Raw genomic sequence first — 24027 nt, 5'->3', positions numbered from 1 at the left:
GGGCCGGCCGTCCGCGCTCGCCGGTACGGTAGGAACTCCCCCTGCGGGAGATTCAAGGCCGCCGGCGGGGCTCCGGGGCCGAAGGCCGGGGGTCCTGGGGCCGAAGGCCCCGGCCACCCGGCCTAGATCCAGCCCCGCTCCTTGGCCAGCAGGCCCGCCTGGAACCGGTTGGCCGCGCCCAGCCGCAGCATGATGTCGGCGATGTAGCGCCGGAAGGTGCGCAGCGAGACGCCCATCTCGCGGGCGGCCGCCTCGTCCTTGTCGGTGCGGGTGAGGACCTCCAGGACCCGGCGTTCGACCTCGGACAGCGGCGGCGGGACGCCCTCCCCGTCGCTCTCCTCGGCGGGCAGCTCCCGGCTGCTCTCCCAGACCTGTTCGAACCAGGCGACCGTGTTGGCGACCAGGCCGGCCTGCCGGACCACCAGGGTCGCCTGCTGGTAGTCGTCCGGGTCGACCGGCACCATGGCGACGCCGCGGTCCCAGATCACCATCCGCCGGATCGCCTGGTCGGTGAACCGTACTTCGCCGCCGAGCGCGACGAGTTCGCGCAGGTAGGCGCTGGTCCCCGGGTCGGCGACCGCCTCCGGGCCAACGACCGTGCGCCAGCGGATGCCGCGCCGCAGCATCCGCAGGTCGGACTGCCGGGCCTGCTCGATGCTCTCCGGCTGCCACCGGTTCGGCAGCAGCGCCATCAGCTCGCGGAAGGTGAAGAAGGCCAGGTCGGCGAGGCGGTCGCGGATGGCGTCGACCCCGTCCACCCGCTCGATCTCGCCGACGGGCGTCTCCGCCAGGCCGTGCTTGTGCTCCTCGGCGAGCGCGGCGATCACCTTGCGGGCGGCGACGACCTGGTCGGTGGTGTTCCGCAGCTCGCCGAGCTGCTGCTCGACCAGCCACTCGACCGCCACCGAAGGGTCCGAGACCAGCACGGTGTGCTGGTCCGAGAGACGGATCAGGCCCTTCCCCTGCAGCCGCTCCAGGGCCTCCTCGACGGTGTCGCGGTCCCAGCCGAAGGCGGTGCCGGCCGCCTCGGCCGCATGGCCCGGATGTCGCAGGAAGTACCGGTACAGCCGCAGGTGTTCGTCCGGAACCCCCAGCGCGATCAGACCCGACAACGTTCCCCCGATCCCCGGTCGAGTGGCAACAAGCTGTCATCCGTTGCCGTTTCTGACACTAGAACAGGTCCCGGCGGGGGAGCACGCTGGGGTCATGCCCAAGATCTTCTCGTCCTCGGCCCGCCCGGCCGCCGCGCCGGACCGCACCGCCGGCAGCCGGCCGGAGGCGGCCGTCAGCCTGTCCTCGGTCACCAAGGTGTACGGCCGCGGCGCCGCCACCGTGCACGCGCTGCGCGGCGTCAGCGTCGACATCCCGCGCGGCAGCTTCACCGCCGTGATGGGGCCCTCCGGCTCCGGGAAGAGCACCTTCCTGCACTGCGCCGCCGGCCTCGACCGCCCCACCGGCGGCACGGTGACGCTCGGCGGGAGCGAGCTGACCGGGCTGGACGAGACCCGGCTGACCCGGCTGCGCCGGGACCGGATCGGCTTCGTGTTCCAGGCGTTCAACCTGATGCCGTCCCTGACGGTCCTGCAGAACATCACGCTGCCGCTGCGGCTGGCCGGGCGCCGCCCCGACCGGGCCTGGCTGGCGGAGATCGTCGAGCGGGTGGGCCTGGCGGACCGCACCGGGCACCGCCCGGCCGAGCTGTCCGGCGGGCAGCAGCAGCGGGTGGCCGTCGCCCGGGCGCTGGTGACCCGGCCGGAGGTGGTGTTCGGCGACGAACCCACCGGCGCGCTGGACACCGTGACGGCGAAGGAGGTGCTGGGACTGCTCCGGCAGACCGTCGACGAACTGGGCCAGACCGTCGTGATGGTCACCCACGACCCGGTCGCCGCCTCCTACGCCGACACCGTGCTCTTCCTCGCCGACGGCGCCCTCGCGGACGCGCTGACCGCGCCGACCGCCGAGCTGGTGGCCGACCGGATGAGCCGGCTGGGAGCGTGGGCCTGATGTTCTTCCTCGCCCTGAGCACCCTGCGGGCCCGCAAGGGGGCCTTCGCCGGCGCGTTCGTCGCGCTGATGTGCGCCGCCGCGCTGGTCACCGCCTGCGGCGCGCTGCTGGAGACCGGCCTGCGCGGCCGGATCCCCACCGAGCGGTACGCCGGTACGCCCCTGCTGGTCACGGCGGACCAGGAACTGCACCGGGTCGAGCGGAAGGGGGACAAGACGAAGGACAAGGCCAAGGCGCTGACCGAGCGGGCCTGGCTGGACGCCGGCACCGCGGACCGGCTCACCGCGCTGCCGGGTGTCCGCGCGGTCGTCCCCGAACTCACCTTCCCCGCCGAGGTGCTGGCCCCAGCCGGCCGGGCCGCCGGCGGCTCCTCCTGGGGGCACGCCTGGGAGTCCGCCGTGCTCACCCCGTTCGGGCTGGACGCCGGGCGCGCGCCCGCCGCCGACGACGAGATCGTGCTGGACGCGGCGGCCGCCCGGAGCGCCGGGGCCGGCGTCGGCGGCACGGTCACCGTGCAGTCCGGCGCCGCGCCCGCCGCGTACCGCGTGGTCGGGGTGGTCTCTCCCGCCGGCGGCCGGCCGGCCCGGCAGTCGGCGCTGTTCTTCACCGCCGGCGAGGCCCGGCGGCTGGCGGGCCGCCCCGGGCAGGTCGCCGCGGTCGGACTGCTCACCGAGCCCGGCGCGGACCTGGCCGCGGTACGGGCCCGGGCCGTCGCGGCGCTGGCCGGCACGACGGCCGAGGTCCGGTCGGGCGACGCCCTCGGCCCGGCCGAGTTCCTGGCGGCCGGCAAGGCCCGAGTGAAGCTGGTCAGCATGGGCGCCGCGATGGGCGGCACCTCACTGCTGGTGGCCCTGCTGGTGGTGACGGGCACCTTCTCGCTCTCCGTCCAGCAGCGGGTGCGCGAGCTGGCGCTGCTCCGCGCGATCGGGGCGACGCCCCGCCAGCTGCGCCGGACGGTCGGCCGCGAGGCCCTGGTGGTCGGCCTGCTGGCGGGCCTCCCCGGCGCGGTGGCCGGCCTCGCGCTGGCCGGCTGGCTGCACCGGCGCTTCCTCGCGATCGGCGCGCTGCCGGACACCCTGCACCTGCTGCTGAGCCCCTTCCCGCCGGTCGCGGCGGTGCTGGCGACGCTGCTGGCCGGCTGGGGCGCAGCCCGGGTGTCGGCGCGGCGCCCGGCCCGGGTGCACCCCACCGAGGGACTCGCCGAGGCCGCGGCACCGCGGGCCCGGCCGGGGGCCGGGCGGCTGGTCGCGGGCGTGCTGGCGGCCGTCGGGTACGTGGTGCTGGTGCTCGTCCTGTCCGGTCTGCACACGGACGCCGGCGCCACCCCGGTGACCTTCCTGTCCGTGGTCCTGGCGGCGGTCGCCACCGCCCTGCTCGGCCCGTCGGCGGTCCGGTTCGCCACGACGGTGCTGGGCCGGGTCGTCCAGGCCCTCTCGCCATCCGCCGGGTTCCTCGCCGCGCAGAACGCCCGCGCCTCGGCCCAGCGCCTCGCCGCCGTGGTCACGCCGCTGAGCCTGGCCGTCGCGATGGCCTCGACGATCCTGTTCACCCAGACCACCGCGAGCCACGCGGCGGGCGAGCAGGTGCGGGCCGGCACCACCGCCCCGTACGTGCTGGCCGCCGCCGGGCCGGGCGTGCCCGGGGCCGCCGCCGAGGCGGTGCGCGGGGTGCCGGGCGTGGTGGCGGTGACCGAGGTGGTCCGGTCGACGGTCTACGCGGGCCCGGACCGGTTCCCGGCCCAGGGCGTCACCCCGCGCGGCCTCGGCCGGACCATGGACCCGGAGGTCACCGCCGGGTCGCTGGACGCGATGGGCGAGGACACCGTCGCCCTCAGCCGGCTCGCCGCCGACACCAGGAGGGCCACGGTCGGCGGAACCCTGCCGGTCACCCTGGGCGACGGGGTCACCGTGCCGCTGCGGGTGGTCGCCGTCTACGAGCGCGGCCTCGGCTTCGGCGACCTGCTGCTGCCCCTGGGTGTGCTGGCGGCGCACGTGGACAACCCGCTCGCCTCCTCGGTGCTGGTGGCCGGCACGGCGACGCGCGAGGAGCTGGCCGCCGCGGCCCGGCCCTTCCCCGCCGTACGGATCCTCGGCCGCGCGGAGCTCGACGCCGTCCGGAGCGCGCAGGCCGGCAGCCAGGCGCAGGTCAACTACGTCGCGATGGGCCTGATCATCGCCTTCACCGGCATCGCGGTGGTGAACACCCTGGTGATGGCGACCGCCGCCAGGCGCCGGGAGTTCGCGCTGCTGCGCCTGATCGGCACCACCGGACGGCAGGTCCGGGCGATGCTCCGCTGGGAGACGCTGATGGTGGTGCTGCTCTCCGTCGGGCTCGGCTCGGCCGTCGCGTACGCGACGCTGGCGGCCTACAGCACCGGCATGACGGGGGCGGCCCGGCCGTACGCACCGCCGCTCACCTACCTGGGCGTGGTCGCCGCGGCGGCGGCGCTCGCCTTCGTGGCCACCGCGCTGCCGGCCCGGCTGGCGCTGCGTGCGGACGCGGCGGGGGCGATCGGCGCCCGCGAGTAGGGGCCGCCCGTCCCCCACCCGCCGGTGGGGGACGGTCAGAGGCCGGGCGGGACCGGCGAACGGCCCGGGTCCGGGAACGGCGAACGCTCCGGGGCAGGGTCCGGGTCCGGGGCCGGTGGCAGGATCCGGCAGAGCGCGTCGAGCGCGGGGCCGTAGGCGGACTCCGACGGGGTGGCGTACCCGACCACCAGCCCGTCGGCGGGCGGCACCACGGCGTCCGGGTGGCGGAAGCCGGCCAGGCCGTCCAGGGCGACGCCCTCCCAGGTGGCGGCCTTGACCGAGGAGGCCTCCGTCCCGGGCGGCAGCCGCAGGACGGCGTGCAGCCCGGCGGCGATGCCGGTCACGGCGATGTGCGGCGCCTGCTCGGCCAGCTGCTCGACCAGCCGGCCGCGCCGCGCGCGGTAGCGCTGCCGCATCCGCCGGACGTGCCGGTCGTACCGGCCGGACTCGATCAGTTCGGCGAGCGCCAGCTGGTCCAGCGTGCCGGTCCAGGCCTCGCGTTCGCCCTTGACCGCGAGCACCGGCGCGACCAGGTGCTCGGGGAGCACCAGCCAGCCGAGGCGGACGGCCGGGGACAGGCTCTTGCTGACCGAGCCGAGGTACACCACGTGTTCGGGGTCGAGTCCCTGCACGGCGCCGACCGGCTCACGGTCGTAGCGGAACTCCCCGTCGTAGTCGTCCTCCAGCACCAGCGTGCCGTTGGCGCGGGCCCAGTCGACCGCGGCGGCCCGCCGGCTCGCGTGCAACGGTCCGCCGGTCGGGAACTGGTGCGCGGGGGTGAGCAGCACGGCCCGGGGGGCCGTCCGCGGCGAGGCGGCGGTCGCCGTCGCCAGCTCGTCCGTCCTGGTGCCCTTCGCGTCGATGCCGAGCGGCACGGTGCGGACGCCCGCGGCGTGCAGCAGCCCGCGGTGGAAGGGCAGTCCGTACGCCTCCACGGCGAGCGGGCCGCGCAGCACCTGGCCCTCGAAGAGCAGCCGCAGCGCGTGGGCGAAGCCGGCGCAGACCACGATCCGGTCCGGGGTGGTGCGTACCCCGCGGACCCGGGCGAGGTAGTGCGCGAGCGCCTCGCGCAGCTCGGCCCGCCCCTGCGGGTCGCCGGGCCCGAAGGCCTCGTCGGGGGCGGCGGTGAGGGCCCGGCGGGTGGCGGCGATCCAGTCGGCGCGGGGGAAGGACGCGGCGTCCGGCCGGCCCTGGCCGAGGTTGTGGGCGGGACCGGGCCGGTGGCCGGAGGGCCGCTTGGGGGTGCGGACCGGGTGGGCCGGCGCGGCCCGCTCGGCGACCCGGGTGCCGGAGCCCTGCCGGGCGGTGAACCAGCCCTCGGCGACCAGTTCGGCGTAGGCGTCGGCCACCGTGTTGCGGGCCACCCCCAGGTCGAGGGCGAGGGTGCGGTACGGCGGCAGCCGGGTGCCGGGGGCGAGCCGGCCGGCGCGTACGGCCTCCCGCAGTGCCTGGGTGAGCGCGGCGCGGCGGCTGCCGGTGGCGGGCAGGTCCAGGTGCAGGTCGGGGCCGGTGGCGTCGGCCGCCGGCTCGGCTGCTGGTTCACGCATCGGGTTGGCCCTTCGGTCGGGCTGCCGCTCCCGGTCGGCAGGGCTCGGCGGACGGTCGGGCAGCGCCCGGGCGGGCGGTCAGCGGATGGCGCGGGGTCAGCGGGCGGTGTCCTCGTCGTCGGCCCGGCGGCGCAGGGCGTCCTGCGCCGCGACGTACTTCAGCATCAGGCGGGCGAATTCGAGGCGTTCGTCCTCGGACCAGTCCGCGGTGACGTACTCGAAGGCGGACCGCTGGTGGCGCCGGAAGCGGGCCATCAGTTCCCGGCCTTCGGGGCTGAGATGAAGGATCGTCCGGCGGCCGTCCTGCTGGGAGGCGGTGCGGACCAGGTAGCCGGCCCCGATCGAGTCGGAGACCATCCGGCTGGCCACCGACGGGTCCACGCTGAGGTGCTCGGCCACCGCACCGACGGTGATCTCGCGGGCCTCCGCCGCCTGTTCAGCCTCCAGGACGATGTTGAGGACGAGGGTCCGGCTCAGGTCCTTCTGGGAGATCGGGTTCTCGACGTCCAGCAGCGAGGAGCGGCGCAGCTTCCCGAAGGCGGGGCCCACGGCGTTCAGCAGCTCGTCGGCGGTTCCGGGCCGGTGCTTGGTCATGCCCTCATCGTACATAGGTGACTCCGCGCAAGCATGTGTTGACACGCAAACGTGTGCATGTGAGCATGCATATGTAGCAAGCAAGCAATCGACCGACCGGAGTTCTCATGACCACCCTCGTCACCGGCGCCCGCGGCAAGGTCGGACAGGCCGTCATCGGCCGTCTGCACGCGGCCGGCCACACCGTCCGCGCCGCCAGCGCCGACCCCTCCGCGCTCACCGTCCCGGACGGCGTCGAGATCGCCGAGCTGGTCCTCGACCGGCCCGCGACCTTCGGCGCGGCGCTCCTCGGCGTGCGCCAGGTCTTCCTCTACCCCAACCCCGCCGGCATCCATGAGCTGGTCACGGCCGCCGAGGCCGCGGGCGTCGAACACGTCGTCCTGCTGTCCTCGTCCTCCGTGCTCGGCCCCGACGCCGAGCAGGACCCGCTGGCGAGCCACAGCCTCCGGGTCGAGCGCGCCCTCGCCGCCTCCACCCTCACCTGCACCTTCCTGCGGCCGGACGCCTTCGCCAGCAACTCCTTCGGCTGGGCCCGCGCGATCGGCGGCTCGCTCCCGGTCGAACTGGCCTACCCGGACGCGCACATCGCGCCCATCCACCCCGAGGACATCGCCGACATCGCCTTCGAGGCGCTGACCGGCGACTCCCTCACCGGCCGCTCGCTCACCCTGACCGGCGCCGAGTCGCTCGCCTTCCGCGAGCAGGTCGCCCTGCTCGCGGACGCCGTCGGCCGCGAGATCGAGGTCCGCCGGATCACCCGGCCCGAGGCCGAACGGCAGCTGGGCGCCTTCATGCCCGCGCCGATGGTGTGCTCGCTGCTCGACCTGTGGGAGGCCGCGGACGGCCGGCCCGCCGAGGTCGCCGACACCACCGCGACCCTGCTCGGCCGTCCCGCCCGCACCTTCCGGCAGTGGGCCCAGGAGAACGCCGCCGCCTTCGCCGGACACTGAGCCGGCCGCCGGCACCCGCCCGATCCCGACCGCTCGGGAACAGGGACAGGCACAGGGACACCAACAGGGAGACGAACAGGAGCAGGAGCAGAACATGGAACAGCAGCCGCCGACGAAGCCCGTCGGCTACTGGCTCAACCGCACCGACGCCGCGCTGACCAGGTACCTCGACGGGATGCTGGCCGCGGACGGCCTCACCCGGCTCGGCTGGCAGGTCCTCAACGTGATCGCGGACGACCCGGAGGCCACCGACGCGGAGGTCCTGGCCGTCCTGACCGCCAACGGCGAGGCCACCGAGTTGGCCGGCACCGTCGAGTCGCTGGTCACCGGCGGCTGGGCGGCCCGCCCGGCTCCGGGCCGCCTCGCCCTGACCGACGAGGGCCGGGCCCGGTTCGCCCGGGTGGCCGTCCGGGCCGGGGCCTTCCGGAAGCGGGTGACGGCCGGCGTCCCGGACGAGGAGTACCGGATCGCCGTCGCCGTGCTCGAACGGATCGCGCACAACGCGGAGGCCGCCGCCGACGCGGCCGGGTACGCCGGCGGGCGGCGCTGAGCCCCGCCCGCTCCTTGCGGTCCCCCGGTGCGGTCCCCGGGTCGGCCCCCGGGTCGGCCCCCGGCCTGGAACCGCGCAGCCCCCGGGCCTGAGCCGCTCAGCTCCCCGGCTTGAGCCGCCCGAGGGTGAAGCCCTCCCCCGCCGGGTCCAGCTCCCTGGTGGCGCGCTTGAACAGGTACTCCGCCCGCTCGTACGAGAGCCGGCCGCGGCCGGTGTGCGGGCAGAGGTCGGCCGGCCCCGGCGTCCGGGCCGGACCGGGCCGCCGATCGGCGAGGAAGAGCGGGCCGCGACTGCGGCCGGCCAGCAGGCCGGGGAGCAGCCGGGCCGTCCCGGCGCGCCAGCTCACCCAGCCGTCGCCCGCGCGGGCCCGGCGGTCCTCCAGGTCCAGGTCCTCGACGTTCAGCGCCAGGACGGTCCGCACCGCGGCCGCCGACTCGTGCAGCAGCCGCCACAGGGCCAGCTCGCGCGGCGCCGGGCCCGGGCTGCTCCAGAGGGCCGCCAGCTGGTCCGGCCCGAGCGGGAGGGTCCGGTGCCCCGGCCCGGCCCGCCGGGCCAGGCCGTCCGCCAGGCCGTCCGCGCCCGCCCAGGCGCCGAAGGAGCGGACGGCCGAGCGGTGGCGGTTCCAGGTGGCGGCCGCCGTGTCGCCCCAGGTCGCGGTGAAGGTCCGCGCCACCTCCTCGGGGGTCACGGTGGTCAGCGGCCGCCGCTCGCCCAGGGCCAGGCCGAGCCGGCGCAGGGTCTGCCCGTACGAGCGGACCGTACCGGCGTCCAGGTCCTCGCGCGCGAGGAACTCCGCCGCCGCGCCACCGAGGGTGGGCCCCGGCGCGGCGGCGGGCGCGATCCCGTCCGCCCGCCGGTGCAGGAAGGCGCGCTCGGCGGCGTTCCCGGTCAGGGCGGCGGCGCGCTGGAACTCCAGCCGCGCCTCCTCGCGGCGGCCGAGCCCCAGCAGCAGGTCGCCGCGGACGCTCGGCAGCAGGTGGTAGTCGCGCAGCGCCGGGTCGGCGGCGAGCGCGTCGGCCACCACGAGGCCGGCCTGCGGCCCGCGCGCCCGGCCCAGCGCCACCGCCCGGTTCAGTTGCACCACCGGCGTGGGCAGCAGCCTGGCCAGCGATTCGTAGAGCGCCGCGATCTGCTCCCAGTCGGTCTCCTCGGCGGTCCGGGCCTGCGCGTGGCAGACCGCGACGGCCGCCTGCAGCACGTACGGGCCGGGCGTCCCGCCGATCCGGCGCGCCGTCAGCATCGCGGTGAAGCCGCGGCGGATGCGCAGCTGGTCCCAGCGGCCGCGGTTCTGCTCGTCCAGCCGGACGGGCTCGCCCGCCGGGCCGGTCCGGGCGGCCGAGCGGGACTCCTGGATCTCCATCAGGGCGAGCAGCCCGTGCACCTCGGCCTCGTCGGGCACGAGTTCGGCCAGCAGCCGCCCCAGCCGGAGCGCCTCGTGGCAGAGCCCGGGGCGCATCAGGTCGTCGCCGGAGGTGGCCGAGTAGCCCTCGTTGAAGATCAGGTAGACCACTTCGAGCACCGAGGACAGCCGCCCGGCCAGCTCCGGCCCCTCCGGCAGGGTGAACGGCACCCGCTCCTCGGCCAGCGTCCGCTTCGCCGCGGCGATCCGCCGGGCCACGGTGGGCTCGTTGACCAGGAAGGCCCGCGCGATCTCCTGGGCCGTCAGCCCGCCGAGCAGCCGCAGGGTCAGGGCGATCCGGCCCTCGGGCGGCAGCACGGGGTGGCAGGAGATGAAGATCAGCCGCAGCAGGTCGTCCTGCTCGGGACCGGACGGCGGCTCGGGCTCGACGTCCCGCTGCTGCTCCAACTCGTGGGCGAGCTGCTCCTGTTGCAGCGTCAGGCGCCGGGAGCGGCGGACGTGGTCCACGGCCCGGCGTTTGGCGACCGCCGTCAGCCAGGCGCCGGGGTTGTCCGGCACCCCGGTCGCGGGCCACTGTTCGAGTGCGGCGACCAGGGCGTCCTGGGCCAGCTCCTCGGCGAGGCCCACGTCGCGGACCATCCGGGTGAGGGCGGCGACGATCCTGGCCGACTCTAGCTTCCAGACCGCGTCGATCGTGCGGTGGGCATCCAGCACAGCCACGATCAGAGCATCCGCCCCGGCCGGGCCGCAAACCGGGACGGCCGGGGCGCCGCGGACTCCGCTGACTCCAAGTGGGGGGACGGACGGCCGGACGCGGTGCCGGACGACGCGCCGGACCGCCGGACGAGGCGCCGGACGAGGTCCCGTCGGGTGCCCCGCCCGGCCCGGCGGCCCGCTCAGGGGCCGAACACCTGCTGGACCACGCTCTCGCCGTCGCCGACGATCCGGCGGAACCGGCGGGCCAGTTCGATCGCCTCCTCCTTGGAGCGGACCTCGATCAGGGCGAAGCCGGCCACGGCCTCCTTCGCCTCGGCGAACGGTCCGTCCGTCACGGTGATCTCCTCCCCGGAGGAGGTCACCAGGATCCCGCCCGGCTCCAGCCCGCCGGTGGCCAGCAGCACCCCGGCCGCGCTCAGCTCCTCGATGAACCTGCCCATCTCGGCGAAGAGGGCCTCGTCGGGGGCGGTGTCGGTGGCCTTGGTCGTCATCAGGTAGCGCATGTTCTCTCCTCGGTCGGGTCGTCCGGTGACTTGCTCCTGCCCAGACGTCGATCGGGCCGATGTGACAGGGAACGATGACGTTCCCTGTCACATCGGCGGTTCGACGTGGAGGCGAGACCCGAGCAGCCCGTCCCGGAAAGAGGGATCCACCATGAGCACCGTCCAGCTCCCCACGGCTTCCACCGCCACCACCGCCACCACAACCACCGCCGCCACCCCCGCAGCCGCCCGGACGGGCACCCGGGCCCTGCTGGCCTGCCTGGTCGTCGCGGCGCCGCTGTGGGCCGTCGTCTCGCTGACCCAGGCGGCCTGCCGGGAGGGCTTCGACATCACCCGGCACCCGCTGAGCGCGCTGAGCAACGGCTCCCTCGGCTGGCTGCAGATCAGCAACTTCCTGCTGGCCGGCCTGCTGACCGCCGTCGGCGCGAGCGGCCTGCGCCGGGTGATGCGCGGCACGCCCGGCGGCACCTGGGCACCCCGGCTGGTCCGGCTGTCCGGCCTGGGCATGGCCGCGGCCGGCGTCTTCGTGATGGACCCGGCCGACGGCTTCCCGGCCGGCACCCCGGCCGGCCCGCCCGCGACGCTGGGCCCGGGCAGCTACGGCCACATGGCGGCCGGGTCGATCACCTTCACCGCCCTGATCGCCGCCTGCTACGTGCTGGGCCGCCACTTCTCGCGGGCCGGGCGGCGGGGCCCGGCGGTCGCCTCCCGGGTGGCCGGCACCGCGCTGCTGCTGGGCGACGGCTGGGCGATGGGCGGTGGCCCGGCCGGCACGGCGACCCTGGCCGTCGGCGCGATCACCGCGATGCTCTGGGTCTCCGCGGTCGCCGCCCGGGCCCGCCGCACCACCTGAACCCGGCCGGCCCGGGCCGGCCGCACCACCTGAACCCGGCCGGCCCGCCCGCCGCACCACCCGGGCCCGGACGGACGAGGGCCCCGACCGGAAACCCGGCCGGGGCCCTGTCCTGCCGCCTGGGGACCCCCGTACCCCAGGCCTCCCACGCCCCGGCGCTGCCGCCGGGCGGCCCTCAGGCCGCCAACGCGTGGTCGGTACGGTGGGCGACCCGGCCGCGCAGGGCGAAGGTCGCCGCCGAGCAGCCCAGGCCGCCGAGCAGCGCGGTCCACCACAGGGCCGCCGCGCCGACCCCGGTGTAGAGGGTGACGCCCAGGGTGAGGGCGGCGAACCGGGCGAGCCCCCAGACCCAGCTGAAGGCCCCCTGGTAGCGGCCGCGGGCGTGCTCCGGGGCGAGGCCGGCGACCACCGAGGCGGCGATACCGGCCACGCACGCCTCGCCCAGCGACCAGACCGCCACCGAGAACGCGAACCCGGCGATGCTGTCCGCGAGCCCGGTGAGCGCCACCCCGACGGCGATCAGCACGCTGCCGGCGCACTGGACCGGCAGCTGCGGCAGCCGGGCCGACCAGGCCGTCGCGAACGGCTGGACGCCCACCACCAGAAGGGCGTTGACCGCCGCCATGGCGCCGTACACCGCCGGCGAGAGCCCGCTGTCGCGGACCGCCAGCGGCAGCGCGACCTCGGTCAGCGAGTAGACGAAGAGCTGCACGCCGAACAACGGGAGCAGCGCCATCAGCAGGCCGTCCCGCAGGACGACGCCGTAGCCGACGCCGTCCCGGCCGCCCGCCGGTGCCTTCGCCACCGGCCCGGCCTCGCGCAGCCGGGTCACCACGACCAGGGCGTAGACCAGCACGGTGCCGGCGTCCACCGCGAACAGCAGCCGGTAGCCGTGCTCGGCCAGGTAGCCGCCGAGCACCCCGGCCGCCGCCGTACCGATGTTGACGCCCCATCCGAACAGGGCGTAGGCGCGCCGGCGGCGCTCCGCGTCCACCGCGTCGGCCATCAGCGCGTACGCGGCCGGGCCGACCGTCGCCCCGGCGGCGCTGAGCAGCAGCGCGGCGGCGGCCATCGTCGGCACGCCGGGCGCCACGTACAGCGCGCCCTGCGCCGCCGCCGCGCCGAGCAGGCCGATCAGCATGGTCGGGCGGCGCCCGATCCGGTCGGCGAGCAGACCGCCGACCGCCGGGCCGAGCAGGTTGCCCGCCCCGAGGGCCCCGAGCACGTAGGAGGTCTCGCTGCCGGTGACGCCGCGCGCGGCCAGGAAGAACACCAGGAACGGGGTGACCAGGTAGCCGAGGCGGTTGACGATGCTGCCGGCGAACAAGGTCCAGACGGTGGGCGGGAGTCCGCGGAACGTGGAAAGCATGCAAGGAGACTGCGGCCGCGCCGCCTCCGCGCACCATTGATTAAGCTGAGACCGAATCAGTCGGACGATCCCGGGGGGTCACTGGATGGATTCCGGGCTGAGCTTCTCCACGGCGGACCTGGCGCAGACCCGCTTCGCGGTCTCCCCGATGTGGGAGGTCGTCACCAGCTTCCGGCTGCTCAGGGCGCAGGCCGAACCACCGGTGCACCGCCGCTGGGCGGCGCAGGTGCGGCCCCGAGTGGTACGGGCCGGTCTCGGCCACGGGTGGCTGGCCGAGCTGATTCCCGCGCACGGCTACCTGGCCGACCTCCTCAACCCGACCCCGGACAGCCCCTTCCCCACCCTCGAAGCCGAGTTGGCGGCGATCCGGCGGACGGCCCCCGAACGGGTCCGGACCGAACTGGAGATGCTGGGCACCGAACGCGACCTCGGCTCCTCCCCGCGGGTCCGGCTGCTCCGCGAGGCGCCCGAGGCGGCACTGGCCAAGGTGACGGCCGAGATCGAGGTGTACTGGGAGATCGCCCTGGCGCCCTACTGGGCCCGGATCCGCCGGCTGCTCGAAGCCGATGTCTTCCACCGGGCCCGGCAGGTGGCCGAGCACGGCTCCGCCCACGTCCTCAACGAACTGCACGGCTCGGTGCGGTGGGACGACGGCACCCTGCACCTGGTCCGCCGGCAGTGCGCGCTGACCCGGGACCAGGCCGGCTCGGGACTGCTGCTGGTGCCCTCGGCCTTCGCCTGGCCGCGCGTGCTGACCCGGTCGGTCCCGCCGGACCCGCCCCAGCTCGCCTACCCGGCCCGCGGCACCGGCACCCTCTGGGAGCCGCGGGCCGGCACCCCGGCCGACGCGGTCGCCGGCGTCCTCGGCCGCTCCCGGGCCCTGCTGCTGGCGGAACTCGACACCCCGGCCTCCACCACCCAGCTGGCCAAGCACTGCGGCCTGTCCGCGGCCGGCGTCTCCCAGCACCTCACGGCCCTGCGGGACGCGGGCCTGGTCACCGCCCACCGCAGCGGCCGGTCGGTCCTGTACGCCCGGACGGCCGTCGCGGACGCCCTGCTCTGCCCGTCGCGCGGCGCCCCCGACCTGGCCTGACCCGCCCCGGCCCTCCCCCCGTCGCACCCCGGCCCGGACGCCGGGACCTGCCCCGGCTCCGACCCGCGGCCGGGCCCGCGGCCCCGGTGCCCAGCGCTCGGCACCGTCCCCCCGCCGGTGCCAGACTGGTGGTGAGCGACGGAGGACGCCATGGGCTTCTACACGACGCAGGTCGTTCCGCGGATCATCAATGTCGCCTGCGGCATGAAGGAGGCCGATCCCCTGCGCCGACGCGTCTGCGACGGCCTGGCCGGCGAGGTCGTCGAGATCGGCTTCGGCTCCGGCCTCAACATCCCCTTCTACCCGGCGACGATCACCCGGGTCTCCGCCGTCGAACCGTCCGACCTGGGCTGGCGACTGGCTTCCCGGCGGCTCGCGGCGACCAGGATCCCGGTGCAGCGCACCGGCCTCGACGGCCAGTCGCTGCTCTACCCGGACGACAGCTTCGACGCCGCGCTGTCCACCTGGACGCTGTGCACCATCCCGGACGCCGAGGCGGCCCTGCACGAGCTGCGCCGCGTCCTCAAGCCCGGTGCGGCCCTGCACTTCGTCGAGCACGGACTGGCCCCGGACGAGTCGGTGCGCCGCTGGCAGCACCGGCTGGACCCGATGCAGCAGCGGCTGTTCGGCGGCTGCCACCTCACCCGCCCGATCGTCGACCTGCTGACCGCCGCGGGCTTCACCGTCACCGAGCTGGACGTCTTCTACGAGAAGGGCGCCCCGAAGGTGATGGCCGCCGACTCCCTGGGCATCGCCACGGCCGGAGGCTGACCCGCCCGGCCCACCGGCGGCCGCGTCAGCCCGTCGGCAGGCCCCGGTCCGCGGCGAGCCGGCCCAGCAGTCCGGCGAGGACGGCGTGCTCCTGCTCGCTCAGACCCTCGGCGAACTCCGCGTCCAGGTCGCGGGCCAGGGCGGAACAGGTGTCGAGCAGCTCGCGGCCGTGATCGGTGAGGGTGAGCAGCTGGCGGCGGCGGTCGGCCGGGTCGCGGGTCCGCCGGATCGCGCCGAGACCCTCCAGGTGGTCGGCGAACCCGACCACCAGGCTGGGCGCGACGCCCATCACCCGGGCGACGTCCAGCTGGGAGGCGGCCAGCCCCTCGGACAGCACGATCATGAGGCCCACCTGCTTGGGCTTGAGCCCGTGGGGTTCGACGGCGGCGGCGAACCGCTCGGTGGCGACGGCCCCCAGGACCCCGAGCCGGAAGACGGTCGAGGCCTGGACCGGCGGGACGACGGGTGCGCCCCCACCCGCTGCGCCGGCCGGCCGGGCGGCGGCGAGGGAGGAGGGGCCGGCCGCGGCGCGGGCCTCGAAGCGGGTTCCGGCACGGGTTTCGGCGCCGTCCTCGGCACTGACATCGGACATGCAGCCATGCTACATTCCAGAAATCATTCAAAGCTCGAATGATTCAAGCTCTGATCGAGGAGTCACCGTGCCCGATCTCTCCACCGTTCAGCTGCACGTCGCCGACCTCCAGGACGGCATCGTCGGCCTGGCCGCCACCAACCCCGCCGTCACCCTGCGGCGGTCGGCCCGGATCCTCGCGGACATGGCCCGCCTGCTGGACATCCCGGTCACCCTCTCGGCGGCGCCCCGGCCCGGCGGCCCGGCCGTGATCGCCGAGCTGACCGAGGCGCTGCCCGACGCGCCGGTCTTCGTCCGCAGCGGCCCGTGCGCGTGGGACGACGAGGGCGTCCGGCAGGCGATCACCGCGCACGGCCGGCCGGACCTGGTGCTCTGCGGAGTGCTCACCGAGGTCGTGGTGCTGCACACCGCCCTGGCCGCGATCGAGGGCGGCTTCACCGTGCAGGTCCTGGTCGACGCCTGCGGCGGCATCTCCGCCCGCACCGAGGAGGCCGCCCTGCGGCAGATCGAGGCGGCCGGCGGACGCGTCACCAGCGTGGCGGGCTTCATCGCCGACCTGGTCCGCGACTTCACCACCCCCACCGGCCGTCAGGTCGTCACCGGACTGCACGGCCTGCTGGCGCCGGCGCACTGACCACCGGCGCACTGACCACCGACCACCGACCACCGACCACCGACCACGGACCGCCGACCACCGCACCGGGGGCCGGCCGGGCTCTCCCGGGTCCGCCGCCCGCGTCCCCGGCGCCACCACCGGGACAGGACCGGGGCAGGACCGGGCCGGCAGGACGACACCAGTCCCGCCCGCCCTCGCGGCTCGGCCGCAAACGGCCGCGCGGAGCGTAGCTTGAAAGGACATGGCAAGGGCGGGCCGCCGGCGGTCACCGCCGCGACCAGGCCCTTCGCCGCTCGGAACCTTCCCGGAGCCCCGCCCCCGCGCAGCCGCCCGGCTCGCCGGCGGACCGGACGGCGCAGGAGGAGAAGGCCATGTCGTTGCGGACCGGATGGGTCGTCACCGCGCTCGCCCTCCTGCTGGCTTCCGGCACGGTGACATCCTGCGGCTCCCCGCCGGGCACCGGTACCGGGACGGCGCGGACGACCGCCGCTCCCACCGGCACCGGCTCACCGGCCGCGCCGGACGGCTCGGCGCCGGCCGCCACCACCCCGACGGCCACCACCACCGCCACGCCCGCGCCGAGTCCGACTCCGAGCAGGGGAGCACCGACCCTGAACCCCACCGCACCGCAGCCCACCGGCACGGCCGGCTCCGACGAGGGGACGGACGGGCCGACCCCGGCCCAGCTGGCCGGCCGGCGGGTCGTCTACTCCTACCCGGGCCTGACGCCGCCGCCCGCCCTGCTCGCGGACATCCGCGCGGGGCTGGCGGCCGGGGTGATCTTCTTCGGCGAGAACGTCTCCAGCCCCGAGCAGCTGCGCTCGGTCGTCCGGCAGCTGCGCGAGGCGCAGCAGCAGAGCCCGGTGCAGGCCCCCCTGCTGCTGATGACCGATCAGGAGGGCGGCCTGGTGCGGCGGCTGCCCGGCGCCCCCGAGCTGTCCGCCCGGCGGATCGGACAGGCCGCCGACCCGGTGGCGGCCGCGACCGAGGCCGGCACCGGCGCGGGCACCAACCTGGCCGGGGTCGGACTCAACGTCAACCTCGCCCCGGTGCTCGACGTCTACGACGTTCCCGGCAACTTCGCCGACCGCGCCGAACGGTCCTTCAGCTCCGACCCCGATGTCGTCGCGGCCCTCGGCACGGCGTTCATCAAGGCCCAGCAGAGGACCGGCGTCGCCGCCACCGCCAAGCACTTCCCGGGGCTCGGCACGGCGCCGGCGAACAGCAACACCGACACCGGCCCGGTGACCCTGCCGGCCGGGCTGAGCAGGCTTCGGGATGTCGACGAGGCGCCCTACCCGGACGCGGTCGCGGCGGACGTCGGGCTCGTCATGCTGTCCTGGGCCGTCTACCCGGCCCTGGACCCGGACCACCCGGCCGGCCTGTCGGCCACGGTGGTGCAGCGGGAGCTGCGGGAGCGGATCGGCTTCGAGGGGGTCACCATCACGGACGCCCTGGAGGCCGGCGCCCTCCAGGCGGTCGGCACCACCGGCCGGCGCGCGGTGGCGGCCGCCCTCGCGGGCATGGACCTGCTGCTCTGCTCGGCCCGGGACACCGGCCAGGGCGAGCAGGCCACGGCGGCCCTGGCCGAGGCCCTGACCAGCGGCCGGCTCGACCGTGACGAGTTCACCGCCGCCGCGGACCGGGTGACGGCACTGCGGTCCGGCCTGGGCTGACCCCTGGACAACCCGGGCCGGACCAACTCTCCCCCGCGCGCCGCGCCCCGTACCGCCGGTACGCCGCCCTCCGGGCCCGCCCACCGGCCACGCGATCGGCCCCGCGCTCAGCCCTGCCACACCGCGGCCACCTCGGCGGCCCGGGCCAGGCCCTCCGCGTGGCCGGCCGCGGCGGCGGCCGCCCGGCGGGCGGGGTCCATCAGCTTGCGGCCGAACACCCGGCGGGCCTCCCGCCCCGGAACGAGCAGGACGACCTCGGCGCCGCCGTCCCGCAGCTCCGCCGCCTGCCGGGCGGCGCTCGGGCTCGGGCCGGGAGGGCTGGGCACCGGCGCGATCACCACGATCCGGCGGTGACCGCGCGCCAGGTCGGCGTTGGCGGTCGACCGGATGCCACCGTCGACCAGCCGTTGTCGGCCGACCGTGATCGGCGGCCAGACGATCGGCAGCGCGCAGCTCGCGGCGACCGCCCTGACCAGGCCGACGCCGCTGCCGGCGTCGAGGACGGCCGGGGCACCGGTGCGCGCGTCCACCGCGACCAGGCGCAGCGGCCGGCCGGGCCATTCGGTCACCCGGACCAGGGACCCGACGACGGCGAGCACGTCCTCCTCGGGGACGGTCCGCGCGGCCAGGGCCGCCCGCCCCAGCCGTCGGACGGCACGCTGCTGGCTGCCGGCGAGCGCCGCCAGCAGGAACCTGGCCCCCTGGACGGCGGTGATGCCGACGGCGGGCGCGTCGGCCGGGTCGCCGAGCTGCTGCCGGTGCAGCTCCGCCGGCGTGACCCCCGAAGTCAGCTGGGCGCCCAGCAGGGCGCCGGCCGAGGTGCCGACGACCAGGTCGGCGCCGGAGAGGTCGGCACCCGCCTGCGCCAGGCCGGCCAGCAGGCCGGCCGCCCAGGCGCAGCCGACGATCCCGCCGCCGCCGATCACCAGTGCGCGCTGTTCCATGACTGCCCTGCCTTCCCCCCGGACGGACAAAACGGGGATGACTCCCCGGTTTCCTTCAGGACGATAGCATCCGAACCGGGGAATGCTCCCCGAATTCATCCAGGGAGTGGCCTTGAGCACCGAGGACTTGGGCACCGAACACGCGAACACCGGGCCCACGGACACCGGGCCCACGGACACCGGGCCCACGGACACCGCGGAACAGCACCCGGTGTCCGCACCGGAGCCGGCCGTCGCCCGCCGCCCGCCCGCCCTGCGGCGGGACGCCCGCCGCAACCGCGAGCTGCTGACCACCGCGGCCCGGGAGGCCTTCGCCGAGCAGGGGCTGGACGCGCCGCTGGACGAGATCGCCCGCCGCGCCGGCGTCGGCAACGCCACGCTGTACCGGCACTTCCCGAACCGGGCGGCGCTGATCGAGGCGGTCTTCCGCGACTCGCTGGCCGAGACCCTCCGGGCGGGCGAGCTGGCCCGGGAGACCGAGGACGCCTGGGCAGGCCTCACCGGCTACCTCGACACCGTCTTCGCCGGCCTGGCCGCGGACCGCGGCACCACCGACCTGATGACCACCGCGATCCAGGGCGTCGCCTCGCTGGAGGCCCTGCACGTGAGCAACCGGGAGACGGTCGACCTGCTGCTCGGGCGGGCCCGGCGGCAGGGCACCGTGCGCGGCGACGTCACCACCGAGGACCTGCTGTTCTCGCTGGCCGCCCTCGGCCGGGCCGTCCCCGCGCTGGCCGCCACCGCCCCCGCCTCCTGGCGCCGCTACCTGGCCCTGTTCCTGGACGGCCTGCGGGCCGGGGCCGCCGGCCCCGCACTGCCCGCACCGCCGCTCACGCCCGACGAACTCGGCGGCGTCCTGCGGGAGCTGGGCCCGAACAGCGCGCGGTAGCCACCCACCGCCCGTCGTCCACCGCCCACCGCCCACCGCCCACCGCCCACCGACGGCCGGGGCCGACCTCTCCGGCCGGAGAGGTCGGCCCCGGCCGGCTTCGCGTCAGAGCCCCTGCGGCGCGGCCGGCGCGGTGGCCTTCCCCGGCGCCCGGAGCATCACGAGGGCCAGCACGAAGGCGGTGACCAGCAGTCCGGCACCGACCGCGAACGCGAGGTGGTAGCCGCCGGTCAGCGCCTCGGCGCGGCTGCGGCCGTCCGCGAGCAGACCGTCGGTGCGGGAGGCGGCCAGGGTGGAGAGCACCGCGACCCCGAGCGCCATGCCGATCTGCTGGGTGGTGTTGAACAGTCCGGACGCGAGCCCGGCGTCGTCGGCCCCGGCGCCGGACATCCCGAGCGTGGTCAGCGCGGGCAGGGCGAGCCCGAAGCCCGCCGCGAGCAGCATCACCGGAAGCAGGTCGGTGACGTAGTCGGCGTGCACGGGGATCCGGACCAGCAGGCCGAGGACGCCGACCAGCAGGGCCAGCCCCGCCAGCAGGACGTTCCGTTCGCCGAAGCGGGCGTTGAGGCGGGCCGAGACGCCGAGCGACACCGCGCCGATCACCACGGCCGCCGGGAGCATCGCCAGACCCGTCCGGGCGGCGCTGTAGCCGAGCACCTGCTGCAGGTACAGCGCGACCAGGACCTGGAACGAGAAGAGCGCGGCGACCATCAGGACCTGGACCAGGTTGGCCCCCCGGACGCCGCGCGGCCGGAGCACCCGCAGCGGCATCAGCGGGGTCCGCGCGGTGGCCTGCCGGACGACGAAACCGGCCAGCAGGGCGACCGAGAGCGCACCGAGGCCGAGCGTCCGCGCCGAGGTCCAGCCCTGCTCGCCGACCTTGACGACGGTGTAGATCCCCAGCATCAGCCCGGCGGTGACGAGCAGCGCGCCGATCACGTCGGCCCCGGCCGCGAGGCCGGACCCCTTGTCCGCCGGGAGCACCAGCTTGGCGCCGGCCAGCGCCGCGAGTCCGATCGGCAGGTTGATGATGAAGATCCAGTGCCAGTTCAGCGCGTCGGTGAGCACCCCGCCGAGCACCTGGCCGATCGAGGCGCCCGCCGCGCCGGTGAAGCTGAAGACGGCTATCGCCTTCGCCCGCTCGGCGGGCTCGACGAACAGCGTCACCAGGATGCCGAGGCTGACGGCGGCGGCCATCGCGCTGCCGACCCCTTGCAGGAACCGGGCGAGGACCAGCACGGCCGGCGAGCCGGCCACGCCCGCCAGGAGCGAGGCCGCGGTGAAGACCGCGGTGCCGGCCAGGAACATCCGCTTGCGGCCGAGCAGGTCACCGAGCCGCCCGGCCAGCAGCAGCAGGCTGCCGAAGGCGATCAGGTAGGCGTTGACCACCCAGCTCAGCCCCGCCGGGGAGAAGCCCAGGTCCCGCTGGACGGCCGGCATCGCCACGGTCACGACGCTGCCGTCGAGGACGATCATCAGCATCCCGCTGGCGATCACCGCGAGGGCGAGCCCGCGCGAGCGCGGCCCGGCGGGTGCGGCCGGCCCGGCGAGCGGATCGGCACCGGGCAGGGGGGTGGAGCCGGAGAGCGGGGTGGAGCCGGGGGAATCGGAGACTACGGGCGTGGCAGGCATGGGTCTCTCCCGTCGGATGAGGTCAACGAGAGAGACCGTAGCAGATAGTTCCGTAATAGACGATCCTCTTCGGACCTACTTGCTGCGCTGCCGCGCCCGGCGGACCGGCTGGGGGTTCTCGGCCGGGGTGGCCAGCGGCCCGCCGACCAGCCGGTTCAGCACCCGCAGGAAGACCTCCCGCTCGCTCTCCGGCAGCTCCGCCAGCGCCTCCCGGTGCACCGCGTCCACGATCGACCGGCTCTGCCCGGCCACCCGCGCGCCCTCCTCGGTGACCGCGATGATCCGGGCCCGCCGGTCCTTGGCGGAGGGGCGGCGCTCGGCCAGGCCGGCCTCCTCCAGCGCGTCCACCGTCACCACCATGGTGGTCTTGTCCATGCCGCCGATCTCGGCCAGCTGGATCTGGGTGCGCTCCTCCTCCAGGGCGTGGACCAGCACGCAGTGCATCCGGGCGGTGAGTCCGATCTCGGCCAGCGCGGCCGACATCCGGGTCCGCAGGACGTGACTGGTGTGGTCCAGCAGGAAGGACAGGTCCGGTTGGTTGCGCGCGGGCGCCATGGCGGTCATGCCCACCAGCATAGGCAATTCGGTCCGTAGCGGATTATCCGGAACAGGACCGGGATCCGGGGGCGGACCTCGCCCGAGGGCAGGAAGTGCCCGGCCGGCAGCTACCCCATGGTCTTGGCGCCGTCGAGGGACTCCCGGATGATGTCGGCGTGCCCCGCGTGCTGCGCGGTCTCGGCGATGACGTGCAGCACCACCCGCCGCACCGACCACCGCGCCCCGGGCTCGAACCACGGTGCCTGCGGGAGCGGATGGGCCGCGTCCAGGTCGGGGAGCGTCGCCACCAGCTCGTCCGTCCGCCGGGCCACCCGCTCGTACTCGTCGAGCAGTCCGGCCAGCGTCTCGTCCCCGATCATCCGGAACTGGTTCTCCCAGTCCACCGGGTCGCTCGCCATCGACTCGGCACCACCGACCGCGAAGCGCAGCCAGCCCGCCTCGACGCCGGCCACGTGCTTGATCAGGCCGCCCAGGCAGAGTTCGCTGACCGTGGTCCGGCGGGCCGCCTCCTCGTCGGTGAGGCCCTGGACGGTCTGCCGGAGGAAGCCCCGGTGCCGTGCGAGCGACTCGAGCAGATCGGCGCGCTCGCCGGCGGGAGCCTCCCGAAGAGCCGACATGGCACTGCCTCCTCTGACGTCCAACGGGTAAGGGCGGCGGCCGGTGCGGGCGGGCCCCCGGGCCGCGCCGGCCCGGCTGCCAGCCAACCACAGGGTGCGGGCCGGTTCCCGGAACCGGGCCGGACCGTCCCCGGTTCGGCCCACCGGGACGGCCGGCGGTACCGGCCCCGACCGCCGGTCCGGTCCGGGCCGACGGCCGCAGCGCGGGGCGGGGCGGGGGCGAGGGGTCGGTCCGGGGAACGGGTCCGGGGAGCCGGTCGGGGAAGCCGGTCCGGGAGGCCGGTCCGGCGGACGATCCCGGTGGTTCCGACCAACAGTTCGACCGTTCGGTGCCCGCCGGAGCGTCCGGCGCGCATCATGGACGCATGTCACTCGCCGGGATCGCCGGACTGCTCGCCGACCGGACCCGGGCCGCGTTCTGCCTGGCCCTGCTGGACGGCCGGGCCTGGACCGCGGGCGAGCTGGCCCGGCACGCCGGGGTCTCGCCGTCCACCGCCAGCGAGCACCTCTCCCGGCTGGTCGCGGGCGGTCTGCTGGCCGAGGAACGGCAGGGCCGGCACCGCTACCTCCGGCTGGCCGGCCCGGACACCGCGACCATGATCGAGGACCTCTGCTCCTACGCCGCCGGGGCGCCGGACGTTCCCGGGCCGGGCGCGGCCGCCGCCGGGCCCAAGGGGCTGCGGGAGTCCGGCCGGCACGGCGCCGAGGCCCGGGCCCGGACCTGCTACGACCACCTCGCCGGGCGGCTCGGGGTGGCCGTCGCCGACGCCGCGCTGGCCCGGGGGCTGGTCGCGGACGACGCCGGGCTCGTCCTCACACCGGCCGGCCTGGACTGGCTCGCCGGGCTGGGAGTCACGGCGGCCGAGCTGAAAGGGTCCCGCCCGGTGGTCCGCGGCTGCCTCGACTGGACCGAGCGCCGCACCCACCTCGCCGGGGCCGCCGGGGCGGCGCTCTGCCGGCGCGCCTTCGAACTGCGCTGGGTGGAGCGGATCGGCACCGGCCGGGCCCTGCGGACCACGCCGGCGGGCCGGCGGGACCTGCGGGAGCTGCTCGGGATCGAGGTTCCGGTGTAGCCGCGCCCGGGCGCCCACCCGGCTCACAGCTCGGCGGGCACAGCTGTGCGGCCGCCGTAACCCCTGGCCACGGGTGATGTGACGTCCGCGCAACCGGCACCGCCTAGGGTCCCCCGTGGGACACGCCCACCGACAGCCGACCGCGCCCCCGCCGTGCGGGCGGCACTCCCCGGTCCTCCGACAAGCAGCTCTCCGGCAAGCAGTCCTCCGACAAGCGGTCTTCCGAGAAGGGGTCTGCCCGTGACGGCACCGAACCCACCGAGCACCACCGACACGGTGAAAACCGTCTGCTCGTACTGCGGTGTGGGCTGCGGCATGCTGCTCGACGTCACGATCGACACCGGTACCGGACGGCGCACGGTGGTCAAGGCCTCCGGCGACAAGACCCACCCGGCCAACCGCGGCCGGCTCTGCACCAAGGGCGCCACCCACGCGGACATGCTGGCCGCGCCCGGCCGGCTGACGACGGCGCTGGTCCGGCAGGAGCGCGGCGCGGCCCTCGTGCCGACCGGCGCGGACGCGGCGATCGGGGAGACCGCGCGGCGGTTGCGGGCGATCCTGGAGGAGCACGGGCCGGACGCGTTGTCGTTC

23 protein-coding genes are annotated in these 24027 nt (G+C 76.1%); 12 read left to right on the top strand and 11 right to left on the bottom strand.

Annotated features, from left to right (window positions below):
* Positions 1-122: 122 nt before the first annotated feature.
* Positions 123-1112: a helix-turn-helix transcriptional regulator gene (locus IE329_RS28930; RefSeq protein WP_190213952.1), complete on the bottom strand. Its 990-nt coding sequence runs from the start codon at positions 1110-1112 to the stop codon at positions 123-125.
* A gap of 94 nt (positions 1113-1206) precedes the next feature.
* Here IE329_RS28930 and IE329_RS28925 point away from each other — a divergent pair, with 94 nt between their 5' ends.
* Positions 1207-2004, top strand: a complete 798-nt coding sequence (locus IE329_RS28925) for an ABC transporter ATP-binding protein (protein WP_190213951.1) — start codon at positions 1207-1209, stop codon at positions 2002-2004.
* Entirely contained in the window at positions 2004-4532 is a 2529-nt protein-coding gene (locus IE329_RS28920; RefSeq protein ID WP_190213950.1) for an ABC transporter permease, read from the top strand. Before IE329_RS28925 ends, IE329_RS28920 begins: the two co-directional genes overlap by 1 nt.
* Before the next feature lie 35 nt (positions 4533-4567).
* Here the strand turns inward: IE329_RS28920 and pdxR are convergent, their stop codons facing one another.
* Both pdxR and IE329_RS28910 read right to left on the bottom strand, forming a co-directional pair.
* On the bottom strand, positions 4568-6079 hold the full coding sequence (pdxR, locus tag IE329_RS28915) for a MocR-like pyridoxine biosynthesis transcription factor PdxR (RefSeq protein ID WP_190213949.1): 1512 nt from the start codon (positions 6077-6079) through the stop codon (positions 4568-4570).
* A gap of 96 nt (positions 6080-6175) precedes the next feature.
* Positions 6176-6673 carry a MarR family winged helix-turn-helix transcriptional regulator gene (locus tag IE329_RS28910; protein ID WP_190213948.1) on the bottom strand — a complete coding sequence of 166 codons (498 nt, stop codon included), beginning with the start codon at positions 6671-6673 and terminating at the stop codon, positions 6176-6178.
* Positions 6674-6780: 107 nt separating this feature from the next.
* On the opposite strand from IE329_RS28910, the gene IE329_RS28905 reads away from it, so the two are divergent.
* Both IE329_RS28905 and IE329_RS28900 read left to right on the top strand, forming a co-directional pair.
* Positions 6781-7623, top strand: a complete 843-nt coding sequence (locus tag IE329_RS28905; RefSeq protein WP_190213947.1) for an NAD(P)H-binding protein — start codon at positions 6781-6783, stop codon at positions 7621-7623.
* A 94-nt stretch (positions 7624-7717) separates the two neighbouring features.
* Positions 7718-8173, top strand: a complete 456-nt coding sequence (locus IE329_RS28900) for a MarR family winged helix-turn-helix transcriptional regulator (protein WP_190213946.1) — start codon at positions 7718-7720, stop codon at positions 8171-8173.
* A gap of 97 nt (positions 8174-8270) precedes the next feature.
* Here the strand turns inward: IE329_RS28900 and IE329_RS41885 are convergent, their stop codons facing one another.
* Positions 8271-10253 carry a sigma-70 family RNA polymerase sigma factor gene (locus IE329_RS41885; RefSeq protein WP_308438410.1) on the bottom strand — a complete coding sequence of 661 codons (1983 nt, stop codon included), beginning with the start codon at positions 10251-10253 and terminating at the stop codon, positions 8271-8273.
* 176 nt (positions 10254-10429) lie between these two features.
* On the bottom strand, positions 10430-10753 hold the full coding sequence (locus IE329_RS28890) for a YciI family protein (protein ID WP_190213945.1): 324 nt from the start codon (positions 10751-10753) through the stop codon (positions 10430-10432).
* A 151-nt stretch (positions 10754-10904) separates the two neighbouring features.
* On the opposite strand from IE329_RS28890, the gene IE329_RS28885 reads away from it, so the two are divergent.
* On the top strand, positions 10905-11606 hold the full coding sequence (locus IE329_RS28885; RefSeq protein ID WP_190213944.1) for a DUF998 domain-containing protein: 702 nt from the start codon (positions 10905-10907) through the stop codon (positions 11604-11606).
* A gap of 175 nt (positions 11607-11781) precedes the next feature.
* On the opposite strand, the gene IE329_RS28880 is transcribed toward IE329_RS28885, so the two are convergent.
* The gene (locus IE329_RS28880; RefSeq protein ID WP_190213943.1) at positions 11782-12975 is read right to left on the bottom strand and encodes an MFS transporter; all 1194 of its coding nucleotides are present in this window, start codon (positions 12973-12975) and stop codon (positions 11782-11784) included.
* A gap of 85 nt (positions 12976-13060) precedes the next feature.
* Here IE329_RS28880 and IE329_RS28875 point away from each other — a divergent pair, with 85 nt between their 5' ends.
* Entirely contained in the window at positions 13061-14068 is a 1008-nt protein-coding gene (locus IE329_RS28875; protein WP_190213942.1) for an ArsR/SmtB family transcription factor, read from the top strand.
* Between the two features lie 150 nt (positions 14069-14218).
* A complete protein-coding gene (locus IE329_RS28870; protein ID WP_190213941.1) occupies positions 14219-14839 on the top strand; it encodes a class I SAM-dependent methyltransferase in 621 nt (206 codons plus the stop codon).
* Between the two features lie 25 nt (positions 14840-14864).
* Here the strand turns inward: IE329_RS28870 and IE329_RS28865 are convergent, their stop codons facing one another.
* Complete coding sequence (locus tag IE329_RS28865; RefSeq protein ID WP_190213940.1) at positions 14865-15431, bottom strand: MarR family winged helix-turn-helix transcriptional regulator; 567 nt, start codon at positions 15429-15431, stop codon at positions 14865-14867.
* Positions 15432-15498: 67 nt separating this feature from the next.
* On the opposite strand from IE329_RS28865, the gene IE329_RS28860 reads away from it, so the two are divergent.
* The gene (locus IE329_RS28860) at positions 15499-16065 is read left to right on the top strand and encodes an isochorismatase family protein (RefSeq protein WP_229927849.1); all 567 of its coding nucleotides are present in this window, start codon (positions 15499-15501) and stop codon (positions 16063-16065) included.
* Between the two features lie 353 nt (positions 16066-16418).
* Positions 16419-17723, top strand: coding sequence for a glycoside hydrolase family 3 N-terminal domain-containing protein (locus tag IE329_RS28855; RefSeq protein WP_190213939.1), 1305 nt, complete (start codon positions 16419-16421; stop codon positions 17721-17723).
* Between the two features lie 107 nt (positions 17724-17830).
* On the opposite strand, the gene IE329_RS28850 is transcribed toward IE329_RS28855, so the two are convergent.
* Positions 17831-18667, bottom strand: coding sequence for a patatin-like phospholipase family protein (locus IE329_RS28850; protein WP_190213938.1), 837 nt, complete (start codon positions 18665-18667; stop codon positions 17831-17833).
* 211 nt (positions 18668-18878) lie between these two features.
* Here IE329_RS28850 and IE329_RS28845 point away from each other — a divergent pair, with 211 nt between their 5' ends.
* The gene (locus IE329_RS28845; RefSeq protein WP_229927853.1) at positions 18879-19556 is read left to right on the top strand and encodes a TetR/AcrR family transcriptional regulator; all 678 of its coding nucleotides are present in this window, start codon (positions 18879-18881) and stop codon (positions 19554-19556) included.
* 105 nt (positions 19557-19661) lie between these two features.
* On the opposite strand, the gene IE329_RS28840 is transcribed toward IE329_RS28845, so the two are convergent.
* The 3 genes from IE329_RS28840 to IE329_RS28830 form a co-directional block, all read right to left on the bottom strand.
* A complete protein-coding gene (locus IE329_RS28840) occupies positions 19662-21188 on the bottom strand; it encodes an MFS transporter (RefSeq protein WP_190213936.1) in 1527 nt (508 codons plus the stop codon).
* Between the two features lie 75 nt (positions 21189-21263).
* Complete coding sequence (locus IE329_RS28835) at positions 21264-21752, bottom strand: MarR family winged helix-turn-helix transcriptional regulator (protein WP_190213935.1); 489 nt, start codon at positions 21750-21752, stop codon at positions 21264-21266.
* Between the two features lie 101 nt (positions 21753-21853).
* Positions 21854-22363, bottom strand: coding sequence for a DinB family protein (locus tag IE329_RS28830; RefSeq protein WP_190213934.1), 510 nt, complete (start codon positions 22361-22363; stop codon positions 21854-21856).
* A 365-nt stretch (positions 22364-22728) separates the two neighbouring features.
* Here IE329_RS28830 and IE329_RS28825 point away from each other — a divergent pair, with 365 nt between their 5' ends.
* Together IE329_RS28825 and IE329_RS28820 are read left to right on the top strand one after the other, a co-directional pair.
* On the top strand, positions 22729-23436 hold the full coding sequence (locus tag IE329_RS28825) for an ArsR/SmtB family transcription factor (RefSeq protein WP_190213933.1): 708 nt from the start codon (positions 22729-22731) through the stop codon (positions 23434-23436).
* A gap of 240 nt (positions 23437-23676) precedes the next feature.
* Positions 23677-24027: hypothetical protein (locus tag IE329_RS28820; RefSeq protein WP_190213932.1), on the top strand; the 351-nt coding region annotated here is incomplete at its 3' end.

It is taken from the genome of Kitasatospora indigofera (assembly GCF_014655955.1).
Lineage (GTDB): Bacteria > Actinomycetota > Actinomycetes > Streptomycetales > Streptomycetaceae > Kitasatospora > Kitasatospora indigofera.
This window is presented reverse-complemented; position numbering and strand designations above follow the sequence as displayed.